The organism is Streptomyces sp. NPDC096046, assembly GCF_040303285.1.
Classification (GTDB): Bacteria; Actinomycetota; Actinomycetes; order Streptomycetales; family Streptomycetaceae; genus Streptomyces.
In genome coordinates this window covers 52,103-67,874 of record NZ_JBEOSZ010000021.1, presented here as the reverse complement: position 1 = coordinate 67,874, position 15,772 = coordinate 52,103, and the positions used below count along the sequence as shown (strand labels likewise).

Genomic DNA, 15,772 nt, shown 5'->3' with positions numbered 1-15,772 from the left:
CGTGTGACCGGGCCGTCTCGGTGACGGAGACGGGAACGGGGTCGGTCACGGCGGGCGGGGTCGGTCCGGACCCGCGCGGAGGGCGCATGCCGTTGCCGGCACACGCCCTCGGGTCACCCGGTCAGGTCAGGCGAGCGCGCAGGTCTGCTCGCCCAGCTTGAACGCGACCGGTTTCGTGTTCGTGCCCGACCAGTCCGCCGTGAAGCCGAAGCCCACCGACGAGCCCGCCGCCACGTTCGCGTTCCAGCCGACGTTCTTCGCCGTCACCGCCGCGCCCGACTGCGTGGCCCCGGCGTTCCAGGCCTGGGTCAGCTTCTGGCCGTCCGGGAAGGTCCAGCCGAGGGACCAGCCGTTCCAGGCGGTGGTACCGGTGTTGGTGAGCTGGACGTCCGCCTGGAAGCCGCCCGGCCACTGGCTGGTGACCTTGTACGTCACCTTGCAGGCTCCCGCCGGGCCGGGGCCTGGTCCCGGGTCCGTCGTGCCGCCGCCGGAGCTGTCGCCGTAGACGATGCCACGGCCGTTCGTGGAGACGTAGACACGACCGTACACCCGCGGGTCGCCGGTGATCGCCGCGCCCGTCCAACCCCACTGGTGGGCGTCGTCGTTGATGCGCGTCCAGCTCGCGCCCTTGTCCGTGGAGCGGAAGATGCCGCGCACGCCGCCGATCTTCGCGCTGGTGAACAGCGTCTGGTAGGAGGCGCCGGGCGCCGCCTTGCCGAAGCCGATGGTGTCGGCCTGCTCGACGGCGGAGAGCTTGGTGAAGCTCGTCCCGCCGTCCGTGGAGTGCCACAGCCCGTACGCGCCGTCCGTGGCGCCGCCCGCCAGCCACACGTCGCCCTTCCCGCCGGGCAGCGCCTTGAAGCGGACGCTGTCGCCGCTCGGCAGCCCGGTGGCCGGGGACTCCTTGAAGGTCGCGCCGCCGTCCGTACTGACGTAGAACCTGCCGGACTTGAAGCCGTAGAAGGTCTTCGGGTCGACGCGGTCCGACTCGACGATCGCCCCTGCGGGGATCCCGCCCGACGCCTGCCATGACGTGCCGAAGCCCGTCGTGTGGTGCACGCCGGCGCCCTCGGGGCTCCACACGAACCGGCCGCCGTCGGCCGCGGATGCGACCGTGCCGCCCCCGCTCACGCCCGAGGGGTCGGTGCCGGCGAACCAGTTGGCGCCGTTGTCCGTGGAGAACGCGATGTGCGGGCCCGAGTCCAGGTTGCCCACCCGGACGACGGTGTCCGGGTTCGACTCGGCGAAGTCCAGGCTCGTCGTGGTCGTGAAGTTCGGCTGGGTGAACATCATCGGCGGGACCTTGGTCAGATCCGTGTGGCGGAAGCCGCCGATGTCACCCAGCGCGCTCAGCAGCGGGGCGCCCGACGGGGGAGAGGCGAGGTCGTTGACCGCCGTCTCCTCCAGCCCCCGGACCATCGGCTTGACGGTGAACTTGCCACCACTGTCCCAGTTCCCGAGGTTCTCGGTGCCGTAGATCGTCGCGCCCGTCCCGTACATCATGCGGTTCGAGTCGAACGGGTCGATCTCCAGGGCCTCCGTCATCCAGCCCAGCTTCGGCGTCTGCTCGGGCGGCTGCGGGTTCGCGCCCCAGGTCAGCCACGGCGAGGAGGAGACGTCCATCGTGTAGCGGTTCTCGCGGTTCGGGTACGACGTGTAGTCCCATGCCTTGGTCCAGGTCGCGCCGCTGTCCGTGGAGCGGAAGATCTGCGTGTCCGGCCACCAGGAGCTGTACGCGGTCGCCATCACCGTGCCCGGCTTCTGCCGGTCCACCGTCAGTCCGCTGAAGCCGTAGAAGGTGTCGGCCTCCGCGACCGGGCTGATGTTCGTCCAGGTCCCCGTCCCGGTCGCGTATCGCCACAGTTGGCCCTTGCCGCCGTCGTACGGGCCGCCCTTGTCGCTGTAGGCGAGGTAGAGGGAGCCGTTCTCGGCGTCCAGCACACCCTTGTGGGCGAGGTAGCCGGTGGGCTGCCCTGCCAGCCGCTGCCAGGTGGCGCCCGCGTCCGTCGACCGGTACACCGCGTTGTCCTTGTCGGCGACCCCGACGTAGATCGTCTTCGTCGCGTTGCCGGACGTGCCCGTGGACTCGTCGAAGGTGACCCAGACGATGCCCTGGTTGTCGCTGGAGTAGCCGGACGTGTCACTCGGGTCCGCCACGTAGTCGCCCACGTTGGGGAAGTTCGCGACCTGCGACCAGGTCACGCCCGCGTCCGTCGACCGCCACAGCCCCTTACCGCTGGGCGCCCCCAGGTACAGCACGCTGTTCCGGTTCGGGTCGACGGCCAGCCGCTCGCCCATGCCCCGCCCCGGCATGTTGCCGCCCAGTTTGAACGGCAGATTCGTCTTCTGCCAGCTCGCGCCCCGGTCGGAGGAGCGCATGACCGCGCCGTTCTTCGGGTCCCAGCTGTTGGTGTACGTGCCCACCGCCGCGTACACCCGGTCCGGATCGACGGAGTCGGACGCGATGCCGATGACGCCCGTGTGCCCCCAGTCGTCCCAGCCGACCGAGTCCAGCAGCGGCGTCCAGGTCTTCGAGGACTCCTGCCAGCGGTAGGCGCCGCCGATGTCCGTGCGGGCGTAGGCCAGGTTCTTCTCGGAGCGGTTGAAGACGATCCCGGGGACGAAGCCACCGCCGTCGATCCGGGCGTTCTTCCAGGTGTAGGTGTCGGCGGCCATCCGCGGCGACGGCGGGTCGGCGGCCAGGGCGGCGGGGGCGCCCGACAGCAGGCCGGCCGCCAGCGCCAGCACGGCCGTGAGGATACGGGTTCTTCGCACGGTGGGGTTCCTTCCGCGGGAGGGGGAACGTGCGAGGGCCGGGCGACTCCCGTGCGGGGGAGCCGCCCGGCCGTGGTGGCCCCGCGTCAGGTGCGGGGCCGGGTACGCGGAGCGTCGGACACACCTGCTGTTTCAGGGGCGCGGGGAACTGCGCGGCCGGCCACGACGGACCGGCAGCCGGGACCCCGCCCACCCGAGGAGCGTCCGGCGGGGGCTATTCGAGAAGCTCCGCGTACGCGCCCATGGCCAAGGCGATGTCCGCCTGAGCCCAGAACCGGTGGTACGTGAACGATGGCACCGCGCCGCCCGCGAGATAGCTCTCGATCTTCGACCAGGCCGGGTCGTCCTTGTAGAAGGAGCGGATCGAGTCGAACGTCGACGACGAGTTGATCGCGTCACCGTTCGGCATCGTGCCCGTCCAGCCACTGGGGATGTGCACCGGGTCGTCGAACCGGTTGTAGTCGGCCCGGTTCTCCGGGACGGCGATCCCGAGGGCATCCTGGTGGTTGTCCCACATGCCGTCCAGCAGCTTCTTCGCCGCCGCCGCCGCCTCCGTGTCACCGGAGCGGTCCGCGTAGTACGTCAGGATCTTGGCGTACGCGCCGGCCACACCGACGTCGTTGGAGTAGTCGGCGACGGTGACGCGCAGTCCGCTGTTGGCGCCGGGGCTGGAGGCGTTCCAGGTGTCGGGCTGGCCCGACCACTGGAGCGTCGCCGGGATGCGGAAGGTGCCGTCCGGGTTGAACGTGGTCTCGGACAGCGCCCAGTCGACCCACTTGTCGAGGACCGCCTTGGCCTTCGCGTTCCCCGTCTGCTGGTACAGCTCGGCGACCCGCTCCATGGACCACGCCTGGAAGCCGAACCACTGGTTGGACGGCGGGTCGTGGTACACGGGCTTCTCGTCGTAGTACATGCCGTAGAACGTCGACTTCCCGGCGGGCGGGGACGCGTACCGACCCGCCCAGCTGTTGGTCGCGCCGCCGGCGATGGCGCCCTCGCTCGACTGCAGCCAGCGGTAGAACTCCAGCTGCCGGTCCATGGACTTGGCCCAGTCCGCCGCGCCTGTCGCCGACTTGGGCTTCAGCGGCGCGTAGTTGCCGAGCGCGTAGGCGGCCAGCGGGTTCTGGTAGCCGCCGTGTGCGTGGCTGGAACCGATGCGCCAGGCCCAGCCGGCCGAGGTGTCGGTGGCGCCGCCCCATGCGTAGTACCAGGACATCAGGTACATCGAGGCGTCCTTGCCGGTGCCGGCCGGACAGGTCGACGGCCCGACACAGTTGCCGATCTTCTTGAAGTACTTGTCGAACATCGAGTAGCGCAGGTAGTCGCCCATCTTGGCGGCCTTGCCGACCGTCGCGGAGACGGCGGAGCCCTTGCCCTGCTCCTTCGCCCACAGATCCGCCCAGTAGGCGGCCTGCACGGCCCGCGCGTCGGCGTCCGGCGCGTTGGTGAACTTCCACTGCTTGGCGTAGGAGGCGTCGCCGGTGAACAGGTCCAGATAGCCGTTCTTGCCGCCGAACTTGAAGGCGTCACAGGTCGGCTGCGGCACCGTCTCCCACACCGACTCCTGCGCACCGCGCTGGAAGGTGTTGATGTACGAGGGGCCGGTGTCCGACGGGCCCGCCTCGCACTTGCCGGGCGAGTTGCCGTAGCCGTACACGTTGTCGACGTCCTGGAGCCAGTGCATGCCGTAGACGTCGTCCGTGCCGTAGGCGCTCTTCAGCTCGCCCGCGATCGGGTCCGTGCCGACCGAGACGCCGGTGTCGAGCTTGGCCGGGTACTCGTTCGGCGTGTCCAGCTCGGGGGCGTAGGTGGCCGGCTTGGAGGCGTTGTAGAAGGAGTTGGTCGGCTGGTCGGCCTTGGTGGGGATCATGTACTTCTCCATGAGGTCCCACGCGCCGTTGAACTTCGACCAGTCACCCGTCACCTTCCCGTACATGGCCTGGAGCCACAGGAGGTAGCTGTACGCCTCCGAGGTGGTCTCGTGACCGTGGTCCGGTGCCTCGACGATCAGCGTCTCGACCGAGTGGTACGGAATGCCCTCGGGGGAGAAGTAGCCGTTCGCCGGGTTGGTGATCTTCCCGTAGAGCTCCAGGAAGCGGGCGTCGTACACCTTCGCCGCCGCCAGCTGGGTGACGGTGACCGAGGCCTTCGCATGGCCCGCGGCCGTCGACTCGAACACGGCGGAACCGGTACCGGAGCCCGCGGCCGTGACGGTCACCTTCTGCGCGGTGTTCCAGTTCTGCGGCGTGAAGGTCAGCGAGGCGCCGGCCGAGACCGACAGGCCCGAGTTGCCGCTCGCGCGGGCCGAGGTCACCGTCACGTTCGAGGAAGGCTGCTTGGACAGCTTCACCTCGTACGTGCCCGACTTGCCGGACTGGACGCCCAGTTGGAGTGGGGAGGCGACGAGGGTGGGACCGGCGGCTACGGTGATCCCGACCGGGGTGGAGTCGGCGGAGGCGCCCATGCTGTCGTACGCCTTCGCCACCAGGGAATGGCTGCCCACGGTCAAGTCGGAGACGGAGAGCGTGTAGGGCGCGCTCGTGTCCGTGCCCAGCAGCTTGGTGTCGTCGTAGAACTCCACCTTGCTGATCGAGGCGTTGTCCGCGGCGGCGGCGGTCGCCGCCAGGGGCACCGCCTGTCCCTGGGTGTAGACGGCGCCCGCGCTCGGGCTGGTCAGCACGGCGATCGGCGGCTGGTGCGCGCCGGTGCAGGTGGTGCCGTTGACCGAGAAGGACGTCGGCGCGGTGTTGCCGCCGCTGTAGGAGAACTGGGCGCCGGTGGAGACGGCGGCACCCGCGGCGACCCGCGCGTTGTGGCCGGCGTTCTTCACGGTGATGTTCTGGCCGGACTGTGACCAGGTGCCGTTCCAGCCGTTCTGCAGCTTCTGGTTGCCGGAGTAGGCGTAGGTCAGCGTCCAGCCGTCGATGGCGTCCGTGCCGCGGTTGGTGAGGGTCAGGTCCACCGTGAAACCGGAGCCCCAGTCGTTCGTCTTGTAGTCGACACTGCACTGAAGTGCCGCCGCCTGCGCGGTGGTCGACCCTGAGGAGAGCATCGTCAACGGAAGCGCGAGAGCTGCGAGGGCGGCGGTCCACAACCGCCGCACCGCTCCGCGTCTCCGGGGTGGGGGATGCATGGTGCTGGTCCCTCCTTGCGGCTCGGAGAAGTCAAGGCTTGAACCAGTGGGAGCGCTCCCATAGTGCGGACCCGTCAGGTACCGGTCAAGGTCCTTGAAGAGTCGAAAAGATTCGACGCCCCGCCTTGGGCAAAAGTCAGCAACTTCCCTGTTCTTTACTGTCACTTGGCGCTACCTTCCTTGGCACCAGTGGGAGCGGTTCCATCAGTCGACGCGTCCGTCACGGCACGCCCGACCTGCAAGGAGTCGCTCATGCGACACCCCCCGCCTTCAGTGCTTTGAGCCGCCGCCGGCGCCGGACGCCCGCCTGCGGCGGACCGTTGCCGCCCCGCTTCGGTCACGTACGTCGCCGCCCGGCATCGCCCTGCCCGCGTGAAGCCTCACCGCGCCTGACGAACCCCCCACGCAACCGCGGACATCGCAAGGAACCCCAACGGAAGAGGGACCCCCACTCATGAGCCGTACGAGAACCGCGTTACTGGCCGCCATGGCCCTGGTCGGTGGTGCGACCGGCACCGCCTTCGCCGTCGACGCGGGCGGTGCCGACGTCGCCGCCGTCCCGTGCACCGTCGACTACAAGATCCAGAACGAGTGGAACACCGGCTTCACCGCCGCCGTGACCGTCACCAACAACAGCGCCGCCAAGTCCTCGTGGTCGCTGAAGTGGTCCTACGCAGGCAACCAGAAGGTCACCAGCGGCTGGAACGCCAAGATCAGCCAGAGCGGTGCCGCCGTGACCGCCGCCAACGAGTCCTACAACGGCCGGCTGGCGACGGGAGGTTCGGTCAGCTTCGGCTTCCAGGGCAGCTACAGCGGCAGCAACGCGATCCCGGCGACCTTCACCCTCGACGGCGTGACCTGCAACGTCGACGGCGGCGGCGGCCCCGGTGGACCCACCGATCCGCCGGACCCGGGCGGCCCGGGCAACCGGGTGAACAACCCCTACGACGGCGCCAAGGTGTACGTGAACCCGGAGTGGTCCGCGAATGCGGCCGCCGAGCCGGGCGGCAGCCGCATCTCCAACCAGCCCACGGGTGTCTGGCTGGACCGGACCGCGGCCATCAACGGCGCGGGCGGCAAGATGGGCCTGCGCGCCCACCTCGACGAGGCGCTGCGCCAGAAGGGTTCCGGCGAACTCGTCGTGCAGCTCGTCATCTACAACCTGCCCGGCCGTGACTGTGCCGCCCTCGCCTCCAACGGTGAGCTGAAGGCCGACGAGATCGGCCGCTACAGGACGGAGTACATCGACCCGATCAAGGCGATCCTCGCCGACTCGAAGTACTCCTCGCTGCGGATCGTCACCACCGTCGAGATCGACTCGCTGCCGAACCTCGTCACCAACACCGGCAGCCGTGCGACGGCCACCCCGCAGTGCGACGTGATGAAGGCCAACGGCAACTACCAGAAGGGCGTCGGCTACGCGCTGAACAAGCTGGGTGACGTGCCCAACGTCTACAACTACGTGGACGCCGGCCACCACGGCTGGATCGGCTGGGACGACAACTTCGGGCCCAGCGCCACCCTGTTCAAGGAGGCGGCGACCACGGAGGGCGCCACCGTCAACGACGTCCACGGCTTCATCACCAACACGGCGAACTACAGCGCCCTGAAGGAGGATCACTTCTCCATCGGCGACAACGTGGCCGGCAAGTCCGTCCGTGAGTCGAAGTGGGTCGACTGGAACCGCTACGTCGACGAGCTGTCCTTCGCCCAGGCGTTCCGCAACCAGCTGGTCTCCGTCGGCTTCAACTCCGGCATCGGCATGCTGATCGACACCTCCCGCAACGGCTGGGGCGGCACCGCACGACCCACCGGACCGGGTGCGACGACCAGCGTCGACACGTACGTCGACGGCGGGCGCTACGACCGCCGCATCAACCCCGGCAACTGGTGCAACCAGTCCGGAGCCGGCCTCGGTGAGCGGCCGCAGGCCAGCCCGGCCGCCGGGATCGACGCCTACGTGTGGATGAAGCCCCCGGGCGAGTCCGACGGGTCGAGCAAGGAGATCCCGAACACCGAGGGCAAGGGCTTCGACCGGATGTGCGACCCGACGTACGAGGGCAACCCGCGCAACGGCAACAGCCCGTCCGGTGCCCTGCCGGACGCACCGGTGTCCGGACACTGGTTCTCCGCCCAGTTCCGGCAGCTGATGCAGAACGCGTACCCGCCGCTGTCCTGAACCGCCTCCGCTGACCGGCAGATCCGCCGGGGCTCCGGGCCCCGGCGGATTTGCCGCACCGGCAACAGCAGTGGCCTCCGATCGGTGCGTCGGCGCACGCTGACAACATCCGAGCGAGAGGCTGACCACCATGGCGCACCAGCACGACCACGACCACCGGCACGAGCACAGGCCTGAGCCTGGACATCATCACGACCACACGGATCTCGACTGGGCCGAGATGGGCCCGATGCTGGAGTCCTCGGCGGAACTCTTCGCGTCCCTGTACGAACGGGCGCTGGGCTGGCTCGCGAAGGAGGTGACCGAACCGGGCCTGATCGTCGACGCGGGCAGCGGTCCTGGCGTCGTGTCGTGCCTGTTCGCGGAGACGTTCCCGGGCGCGCGGATCGTGGCGGTGGACGGCTCCGCGGCGCTGCTGGAACGCGCCCGGGCGCGGGCCGAGCGGCAGGGCGTCGCCGACCGCTTCGGCACGCTCGCCGGTGACCTGCCCGACGTGCTGGGCGAGCTGGAATACCCCGCCGACCTGCTCTGGGCCAGCCGCAGCCTGCACCACCTGGGCGACCAGCGGGCCGCGCTGGCAGCCTTCGCGCAGCGGCTCGCGCCGGGCGGCACCCTGGCCCTCATGGAGGGCGGTCTGCCCCTGCGGTTCCTGCCGCGCGACATCGGCATCGGCCGGCCCGGTCTCCAGGCGCGGATCGACGCCGTGGAGTCGGAATGGTTCACCCGGATGCGCACCGACCTGCCCGGGCACGTCGCCGAGACGGAGGACTGGCCGGCCCTGCTGGCCGCCGCGGGCCTCAAGCACACGAGGACGCACAGTTTCCTGCTCGACCTCCCGGCGCCCGCCTCGGACCGGGCGCGAGCCTACGTCGTGGCGTCCCTGTCCCACATGCGCGACAAGCTCACCGAGGGGCTCGACGCCGAGGACCTCGCGACCGTCGACCGTCTGCTCGACCCCGACGACGAGGCGAGCCTGCACCACCGCCCGGACGTGTTCGTCCTGGAGGCCCACACGGTGCACACGGCGGTCCGGCCCGCGTAGCGGCGGCGGCCCTCGACTTCGGATGCTGCCCGACGGGGACGACGTCGACTCGGTGGTCGAACGGCCGGTCGGGCAGCCGGGCTGAGCGGGCGCTGAACCGGCGGCGCCCCCGGGCCCGGCCCACCGGGGCCCGGGGCCGGGGCGCTCCCCGACACGGCTCAGGCTCCGTTGAACTCCGCCGGGTCCGGGCCCAGGCGCCGGTCCTCGTTCAGGGCGCTGATCGCCGCCAGGTCCTCGTCGTCGAGGCTGAAGTCGAAGACCTCGATGTTCTCCTTGATCCGCGACGGCGTCACGGACTTCGGGATCACCACGTTGCCCAGCTGGAGGTGCCAGCGCAGCACCACCTGAGCCGGGGTGCGGTCATGCTTGCGGGCGATGGCCACGATCGCCGGGACCTCCAGCAGGCCCTTGCCCTGGCCCAGCGGCGACCAGGCCTCCGTGGCGATGCCCCGCTCCGCGTGGAAGGCACGGGCGGCCTCCTGCTGGAGGTGGGGGTGCAGCTCGATCTGGTTCACCGCCGGGACGACCGAGGTCTCGCCGATCAGGGTCTCCAGGTGCTCGGGAAGGAAGTTGGAGACACCGATGGCCCGGATCCGGCCGTCGGCGTGCAGCTTCTCGAACGCCTTGTAGGTGTCGACGTACAGACCCCGCTCCGGCGTCGGCCAGTGGATCAGGTACAGGTCGACGTAGTCCAGGCCGAGCTTCTCCAACGACGTGTCGAAGGCGCGCAGCGTGGAGTCGTACCCCTGGTCGGCGTTCCAGAGCTTCGTGGTGACGAAGAGCTCCTCACGGGGGAGACCGGCCGCGGCGATCGCCTTGCCGGTGCCCTGCTCGTTGCCGTAGATCGCCGCGGTGTCGATGCTGCGGTACCCGGCCTCCAGCGCCGCCGCGACGGCCGTCTCGGCCTCGTCGTCCGGCACCTGCCAGACGCCGAAGCCCAGCTGGGGCATCTCCACGCCGTTGTTCAGGATGATCGGGGGGACCTTGCTCACGAGCTCTCGATCCTTCGGTAAGTGGTCAGGTGTGCTCCCATCGTGAACGATCACGGGCGGTGATGCATTCCTGACGGGAGAATTCCGCAGCCACACCTGCCCCGTGGGGGCGGGGTCACGCCCGGTAGAGCGCCGCGACCTCGTTGTGGTACGCCTTCTCGATCGCCTTGCGCTTCAGCTTCAGGGACGGGGTGAGCAACCCGTGCTCCTCCGTGAACGGCTGGGCCAGGATGCGGAAGGTGCGGATCGACTCGGCCTGGGAGACCAGGGTGTTGGCGGCGACCACGGCGCGCCGCACCTCCGTCTCCAGATCCGCGTCGCGCACCAGCTCCGCCGGGGACATCCGCGGCTTGGCCCGCATGGCCAGCCAGTGCTCCACGGCCTCCTGGTCGAGGGTCACCAGGGCGGCGATGTACGGACGGTCGTTGCCGACGAGGATGCACTGGTTGACCAGCGGGTGGTCCCGGACGCGTTCCTCCAGCACACCGGGCGAGACACTCTTGCCGCCGGACGTGACCAGGATCTCCTTCTTGCGGCCGGTGATGGTGAGGAAGCCGTCCTCGTCGAGTGCGCCGAGGTCGCCGGTGGCGAGCCAGCCGTCGTGCAGGGCCTCGTCGGTGGCCTTGGGGTTGTTGAGGTAGCCCTGGAAGACGTTCTCGCCGCGCAGCCAGATCTCGCCGTCGTCCGCGATGTGCACGGTCATGCCGGGGATGGGCCGGCCGACCGTGCCGAACCGGGTGCGGTCGGGCGGATTGGCGGTCGCGGCGGCGGTCGACTCGGTCAGGCCGTAGCCCTCGTAGATGTGCACGCCCGCCCCGGCGAAGAACAGCCCGAGCCGGCGGTCCATCGCCGAGCCGCCGGACATGGCGTGCTTGATGCGGCCGCCCATCGCGGCGCGGATCTTGGCGTAGACCAGCTTGTCGAACAGCTGGTGCTGCATGCGCAGGCCGGCCGACGGGCCGGGGCCGGTGCCCCAGGCCTTGGCCTCCATCGCGTCGGCGTACTTGATGGCGATGTCGACGGCCTTCTCGAAGGGGCCGGAGCGGCCCTCCTTCTCGGCCTTGCGGCGGGCGGCGTTGAACACCTTCTCGAAGATGTACGGCACGGCCAGGAAGAACGTCGGCTTGAACGCGGCCAGGTCCGGCAGCAGGGCCGCCGCGTTCAGCTGTGGCTGGTGGCCGAACTTGACCTTGCCGCGGATCCCGGCGACCTGGACCATCCGCCCGAAGACGTGCGCGAGCGGCAGGAACAACAGGGTCGCCGCCTCGTCGCCGCGCTTGGAGTGGAACAACGGCTTCCAGCGCTCGATGACCGTGTCCGCCTCGTACATGAAGTTGCCGTGCGTGATGACACAGCCCTTGGGGCGGCCGGTGGTGCCCGAGGTGTAGATGATCGTGGCGACCGAGTCGGGTGTGACGGCCTGCCGGTGGCGGTGCACCACCTCGTCGTCGAGGTGTGCGCCCGCGTCGTACAGCTCGTGCACGGCACCGGAGTCGAGCTGCCAGAGCCGGCGCAGCTGGGGCAGCCGGTCGATGACGGTGGCGATCGTCATCGCGTGGTCCTCGTGCTCCACGACCGCTGCCGTCACCTCGGCGTCGTACAGCATCCAGAAGCACTGCTCGGCGGAGGACGTGGGGTAGACCGGGACGACCTGGGCGCCGACGGTCCACAAGGCGTAGTCGAACAGGGTCCACTCGTAGCGCGTGCGGGACATGATCGCGACCCGGTCGCCGAACCGGATGCCGCTCGCGAGCAGGCCCTTGGCCAGGGCGAGCACCTCGTCGCGGAACTCGGCGCTGGTGACGTCCCGCCACTGGCCGGAGTCGTCCTTGCGGCCCAGCGCGATGTGCAGGGGGTCTTCCTGGGCATGCTCGAAGACCACGTCGGCCAGACCGCCCACCGGAGGTGCCAACGCCAACGGAGGGTTGGTGAACTCGCGCAAACCCCGCTCCCCGCTCCTCAGCGCTCCTGTCGAGTGACGCCCCGCACAGCGCCGTGAAAGCTACCCCACCCGGACAGGGGACGGGAGGGGGCGCGAAGGTGAGCACCGCTCCGGTCCGAGCTGGTCAGCGAGGGAAAAAGCGCTCACATGGGGAAGGGCCGGACACATTCCTGACGGTTGAGTAAGTTTCGGTGCTGTAATCTCCACCGAATCTGTACGAGCCCCGGTGTCGTGCGGCGCGCCGTCGAGCGGGGTCTCTTCTGTCAGCGGGACGACGGCGGATTCTGTTACTCCGCTTCGTCACAGTCCCTTGCGCTCGCTGCGGTGCAGCCGGTCGCCGCCCGCCAGGACCGCCGCCGCCAGGGCGTCCGCCGCGCCCTGGGCGGACGGCCGGCGCCGGCCGTGGACCAGGACGAAGTCCACCTGCCCCAGTTCCGGCAGTCCCGCCCGGTCCGGGACCCGGACCAGTCCCGGCGGGATGAGGCCGCGCGAGTGGGCCATCACGCCGAGACCGGCCCGGGCCGCCGCGACCAGGCCGTTGAGGCTGCCGCTGGTGCACGCCACGCGCCACTGGCGGCCCTGCCGCTCCAGGGCCTCCAGGGCGAGCGTGCGGGTGATGCCCGGCGGCGGGTAGACGATGAGCGGCACCGGGCGGTCCGGGTCGAGCCGGAGGCGTTCCGCGCCGATCCACACCAGCCGGTCGTGCCGGACCAGCTCACCCCGCGGGTCCTCGGGCCGCCGCTTGGCCAGGACCAGATCCAGCTTCCCCGCGGCCAGCCGCTCGTGCAGCGTGCCCGACAGTTCGACCGTCAGCTCCAGGTCGACCTCCGGATGCTCGTGCCGGAAGCCTTCGAGGATCTCGGGCAGCCGCGTCAGCACGAAGTCCTCCGAGGCGCCGAAGCGCAGCCGGCCGCGCAGTCGGGTGCCCGTGAAGAACGCCGCCGCCTGCTCGTGCACCTCCAGGATCCGGCGGGCGAAACCGAGCATCACCTCGCCGTCCTCCGTCAGCTCCACCGAGTGCGTGTCCCGGGTGAACAGCGTCCGCCCGGCGGCGTCCTCCAGCCGCCGCACGTGCTGGCTGACGGTGGACTGCCGCAGTCCGAGCCGCCGCGCGGCCTGTGTGAAGCTCAGCGTCTGCGCCACCGACAGGAACGTGCGCAGATGCGCGGGGTCGTACATGGTGCCACGTTATCGCGAATCGCGATGACAGTGAGAGCGGTGTACGGGATTCCCGATCGCCGACCGGGGGAGCAGGATGGGAGGGGGCCGCCACGGCCCTCCGGACCGACGGAAGCACCAAGCAAGTGGAGCACCGTGAAACGCCTGCAGTGGCCGCAGTGGATGCCGATCGACCCCTACATCCTGCTCCTCCTCGGGACGGTGGGCCTGGCCGCACTCTTCCCGGCGCGCGGATCGGCCGCCGACCTCGCCTCCGGTGCCTCCACCGCCGCGGTCGCCCTCCTCTTCTTCCTGTACGGCGCCAGGCTGTCCACCCGTGAGGCGCTCGACGGGCTGCGGCACTGGCGGCTCCACATCACCGTCCTGGCCGGCACCTTCGTGGTCTTCCCGCTGCTCGGGCTCGCCGCCCGGGGGCTGGTGCCGGTGATCCTGACGCACCCGCTCTACCAGGGTCTGCTCTTCCTCACACTCGTCCCGTCCACCGTGCAGTCGTCGATCGCCTTCACCTCGATGGCCCGCGGCAACGTGCCCGCGGCGATCTGCGCGGGCTCCTTCTCCTCCCTCGTCGGCATCATCGCCACCCCGCTGCTCGCGGCCTCGCTGCTCGGCGGCAGCGGCGGGTTCTCCGCCGACTCGCTGCTGAAGATCGTGCTGCACCTGCTCGTGCCGTTCCTGGCCGGGCAGCTGCTGCGCCGCTGGATCGGCGGCTTCGTCACCCGCCGTAAGCGGGTCCTCGCCCTGGTGGACCGCGGCTCGATCCTGCTGGTGGTCTACACCGCGTTCAGCGTGGGTGTGGTCCAGGGCATATGGCACCAGGTCAGCCCCGCGCGGCTCGGCGGTCTGGTCGTCGTCGAGGCGGTGATCCTCGCCGTGATGCTGCTGCTCACCTGGTACGGCGGCAAGGCGCTGCGTTTCGGCCGGGCGGACCGGATCGCGATCCAGTTCGCCGGCTCGAAGAAGTCCCTGGCCGCCGGGCTGCCCATGGCGAGCGTCCTGTTCGGCGCGCAGGCGGCGCTCGCCGTGCTGCCGCTGATGCTCTTCCACCAGATGCAGCTGATCGTGTGCGCGGTGATCGCCAAGCGGCGCGCACGGGAAGCGGCGGGCGAGCTCACCGCACCGCGGCCAGGCGCAGCGTCACGAACCGTGGCCGGTACAGGGACACGTTCCGGCTGAGCTGGGCGGCGGCGCCCGTCGTCCCGAGCCAGTTGACGTCGTAGCTCAGGACGAGCCGTCCCCCGCCGCTCAGCACCGGATGCGCCTGGGGGTTGTAGGCGGCCACCTGCCCCTGCGGCAGCGAGGGGCTGAACTCCTTCGCCGGACCGTGCCACGGTCCGGCCGGGGAGCAGGCCCAGTAGGACGCCACGGTGGTCAGGCCCTTCGGGCCGGCGGCCATCGTGAACAGCACATAGGTGCCGCCGTCCCGGACGACCGTGAACGCGCTGCCCACACCCGTGCGCCGCCCGTCGCCGAGCACCGGCCGGGGGCGGGCGCCGGGCACCCAGGACGAGCCGCTCCAGTACTGCCAGGCGTCCGGATCAGCGAGCCCGCCCTCCGGCACCCGGGCCGCGTACGCGTGCGAGGCGGGGCGGGAGGCGGCCCGGCCGTCGTCGCCGCCGAACACGTATGTCCAGCCGTCCTCCTCGACCAGCGTCGTGCCGAACAGCACGCGGCGGGACGGGTCGGGGACCGCGCTCTGGTCCAGCACCTCGACGATCGACTCCAGGCGCAGCGCGGGCAGCGACAGGGTGGCGACCTCGGTGGCGGTGGGAACGCCGTAGATCCAGGGAGCCTGGCCCGCCGTGCGCACCCACAGCAGGACCCGCACGACCTGCTCCGGGGAGCCGGGGGAGCGGGGCTCGACGCGGGCGGCGACCGGCCAGCGCCACTGGTCGGGCGCCGGATCGGCGAACAGCGGGGCCGGCAGGGTCGATTCGAGCCGGCCGTCGCGCATCAGCACGGCCGAGTTGCGCACCAGCGGTGTGGTCGGGTCCCGCCAGGCGTAGGGCTCGCCGTGCGGGTTGGGCGGTCCGTACACCTGGCCCAGGAAGGTGTCCGAGAACAGCCACAGCACCCGGCCGTCCGGCAGTCGCACCGAGTGGGTGCCGTCGCCGCCGGTCCAGTCGTCGGTGCGGCTCGCGTCGCCGCCGTAGCGGGCGAACTCGGCGGTGAGGCCGTCGTCCGCCTTCCAGGAGCCGACGGTGCGGCCCCGGCAGGCGCCGTCGTCCGAACCGTCGTCGTCCGGCAGGCCGATGAGCAGCGCGGCGCCGAGAACCAGGACCAGCAGAAGGCCGATCCCGGTTCCCGTGCGCTGTCGTGCTCGTGCTGCTCCTGAGTCGTCGGGCACGGTCCGTGACGTTAGTTGCTGCCGCTCACCCGGTCCATGGGCAGCCACAGCACCGTGCCCCGCGGGGCCGCGCCCGAGGTGCCGGAGGCCGGCTCCTCGTCACTCAGGGCCCGGTTCCACACGCGGACGTCGTCGAGCCGTGCGCCGGTGCGGTGGGCGCGAGCAGCGCCCCGGCGGCGGTGGCCG

General features: G+C 70.6%; 9 protein-coding genes. 3 read left to right on the top strand and 6 right to left on the bottom strand.

What is annotated here, in order from left to right; translation table 11 throughout:
• Positions 1–126: 126 nt before the first annotated feature.
• Both ABTX62_RS19780 and ABTX62_RS19775 read right to left on the bottom strand, forming a co-directional pair.
• Positions 127–2,775, bottom strand: coding sequence for a cellulose binding domain-containing protein (locus ABTX62_RS19780; RefSeq protein ID WP_352117367.1), 2,649 nt, complete (start codon positions 2,773–2,775; stop codon positions 127–129).
• Positions 2,776–2,989: 214 nt separating this feature from the next.
• Positions 2,990–5,908: a glycoside hydrolase family 48 protein gene (locus ABTX62_RS19775; protein WP_352117366.1), complete on the bottom strand. Its 2,919-nt coding sequence runs from the start codon at positions 5,906–5,908 to the stop codon at positions 2,990–2,992.
• Positions 5,909–6,362: 454 nt separating this feature from the next.
• On the opposite strand from ABTX62_RS19775, the gene ABTX62_RS19770 reads away from it, so the two are divergent.
• A complete protein-coding gene (locus ABTX62_RS19770) occupies positions 6,363–8,087 on the top strand; it encodes a glycoside hydrolase family 6 protein (RefSeq protein ID WP_352117365.1) in 1,725 nt (574 codons plus the stop codon).
• Between the two features lie 130 nt (positions 8,088–8,217).
• Entirely contained in the window at positions 8,218–9,129 is a 912-nt protein-coding gene (locus ABTX62_RS19765) for a class I SAM-dependent methyltransferase (RefSeq protein ID WP_352117364.1), read from the top strand.
• Between the two features lie 158 nt (positions 9,130–9,287).
• Here ABTX62_RS19765 and ABTX62_RS19760 read toward each other — a convergent pair whose 3' ends face one another.
• The 3 genes from ABTX62_RS19760 to ABTX62_RS19750 form a co-directional block, all read right to left on the bottom strand.
• Positions 9,288–10,079, bottom strand: coding sequence for an aldo/keto reductase (locus ABTX62_RS19760; RefSeq protein ID WP_352117429.1), 792 nt, complete (start codon positions 10,077–10,079; stop codon positions 9,288–9,290).
• Positions 10,080–10,236: 157 nt separating this feature from the next.
• Positions 10,237–12,063 (bottom strand): AMP-dependent synthetase/ligase, encoded by a 1,827-nt coding sequence (locus ABTX62_RS19755; RefSeq protein ID WP_352117363.1) that lies wholly within the window; start codon positions 12,061–12,063, stop codon positions 10,237–10,239.
• A 300-nt stretch (positions 12,064–12,363) separates the two neighbouring features.
• Positions 12,364–13,242: a LysR substrate-binding domain-containing protein gene (locus ABTX62_RS19750; RefSeq protein WP_352117362.1), complete on the bottom strand. Its 879-nt coding sequence runs from the start codon at positions 13,240–13,242 to the stop codon at positions 12,364–12,366.
• Between the two features lie 162 nt (positions 13,243–13,404).
• On the opposite strand from ABTX62_RS19750, the gene ABTX62_RS19745 reads away from it, so the two are divergent.
• Complete coding sequence (locus ABTX62_RS19745) at positions 13,405–14,415, top strand: bile acid:sodium symporter family protein (RefSeq protein ID WP_352117428.1); 1,011 nt, start codon at positions 13,405–13,407, stop codon at positions 14,413–14,415.
• Here ABTX62_RS19745 and ABTX62_RS19740 read toward each other — a convergent pair.
• The gene (locus ABTX62_RS19740; protein WP_352117361.1) at positions 14,351–15,586 is read right to left on the bottom strand and encodes a DUF5005 domain-containing protein; all 1,236 of its coding nucleotides are present in this window, start codon (positions 15,584–15,586) and stop codon (positions 14,351–14,353) included. The genes ABTX62_RS19745 and ABTX62_RS19740 overlap by 65 nt on opposite strands.
• Positions 15,587–15,772 lie beyond the last annotated feature (186 nt).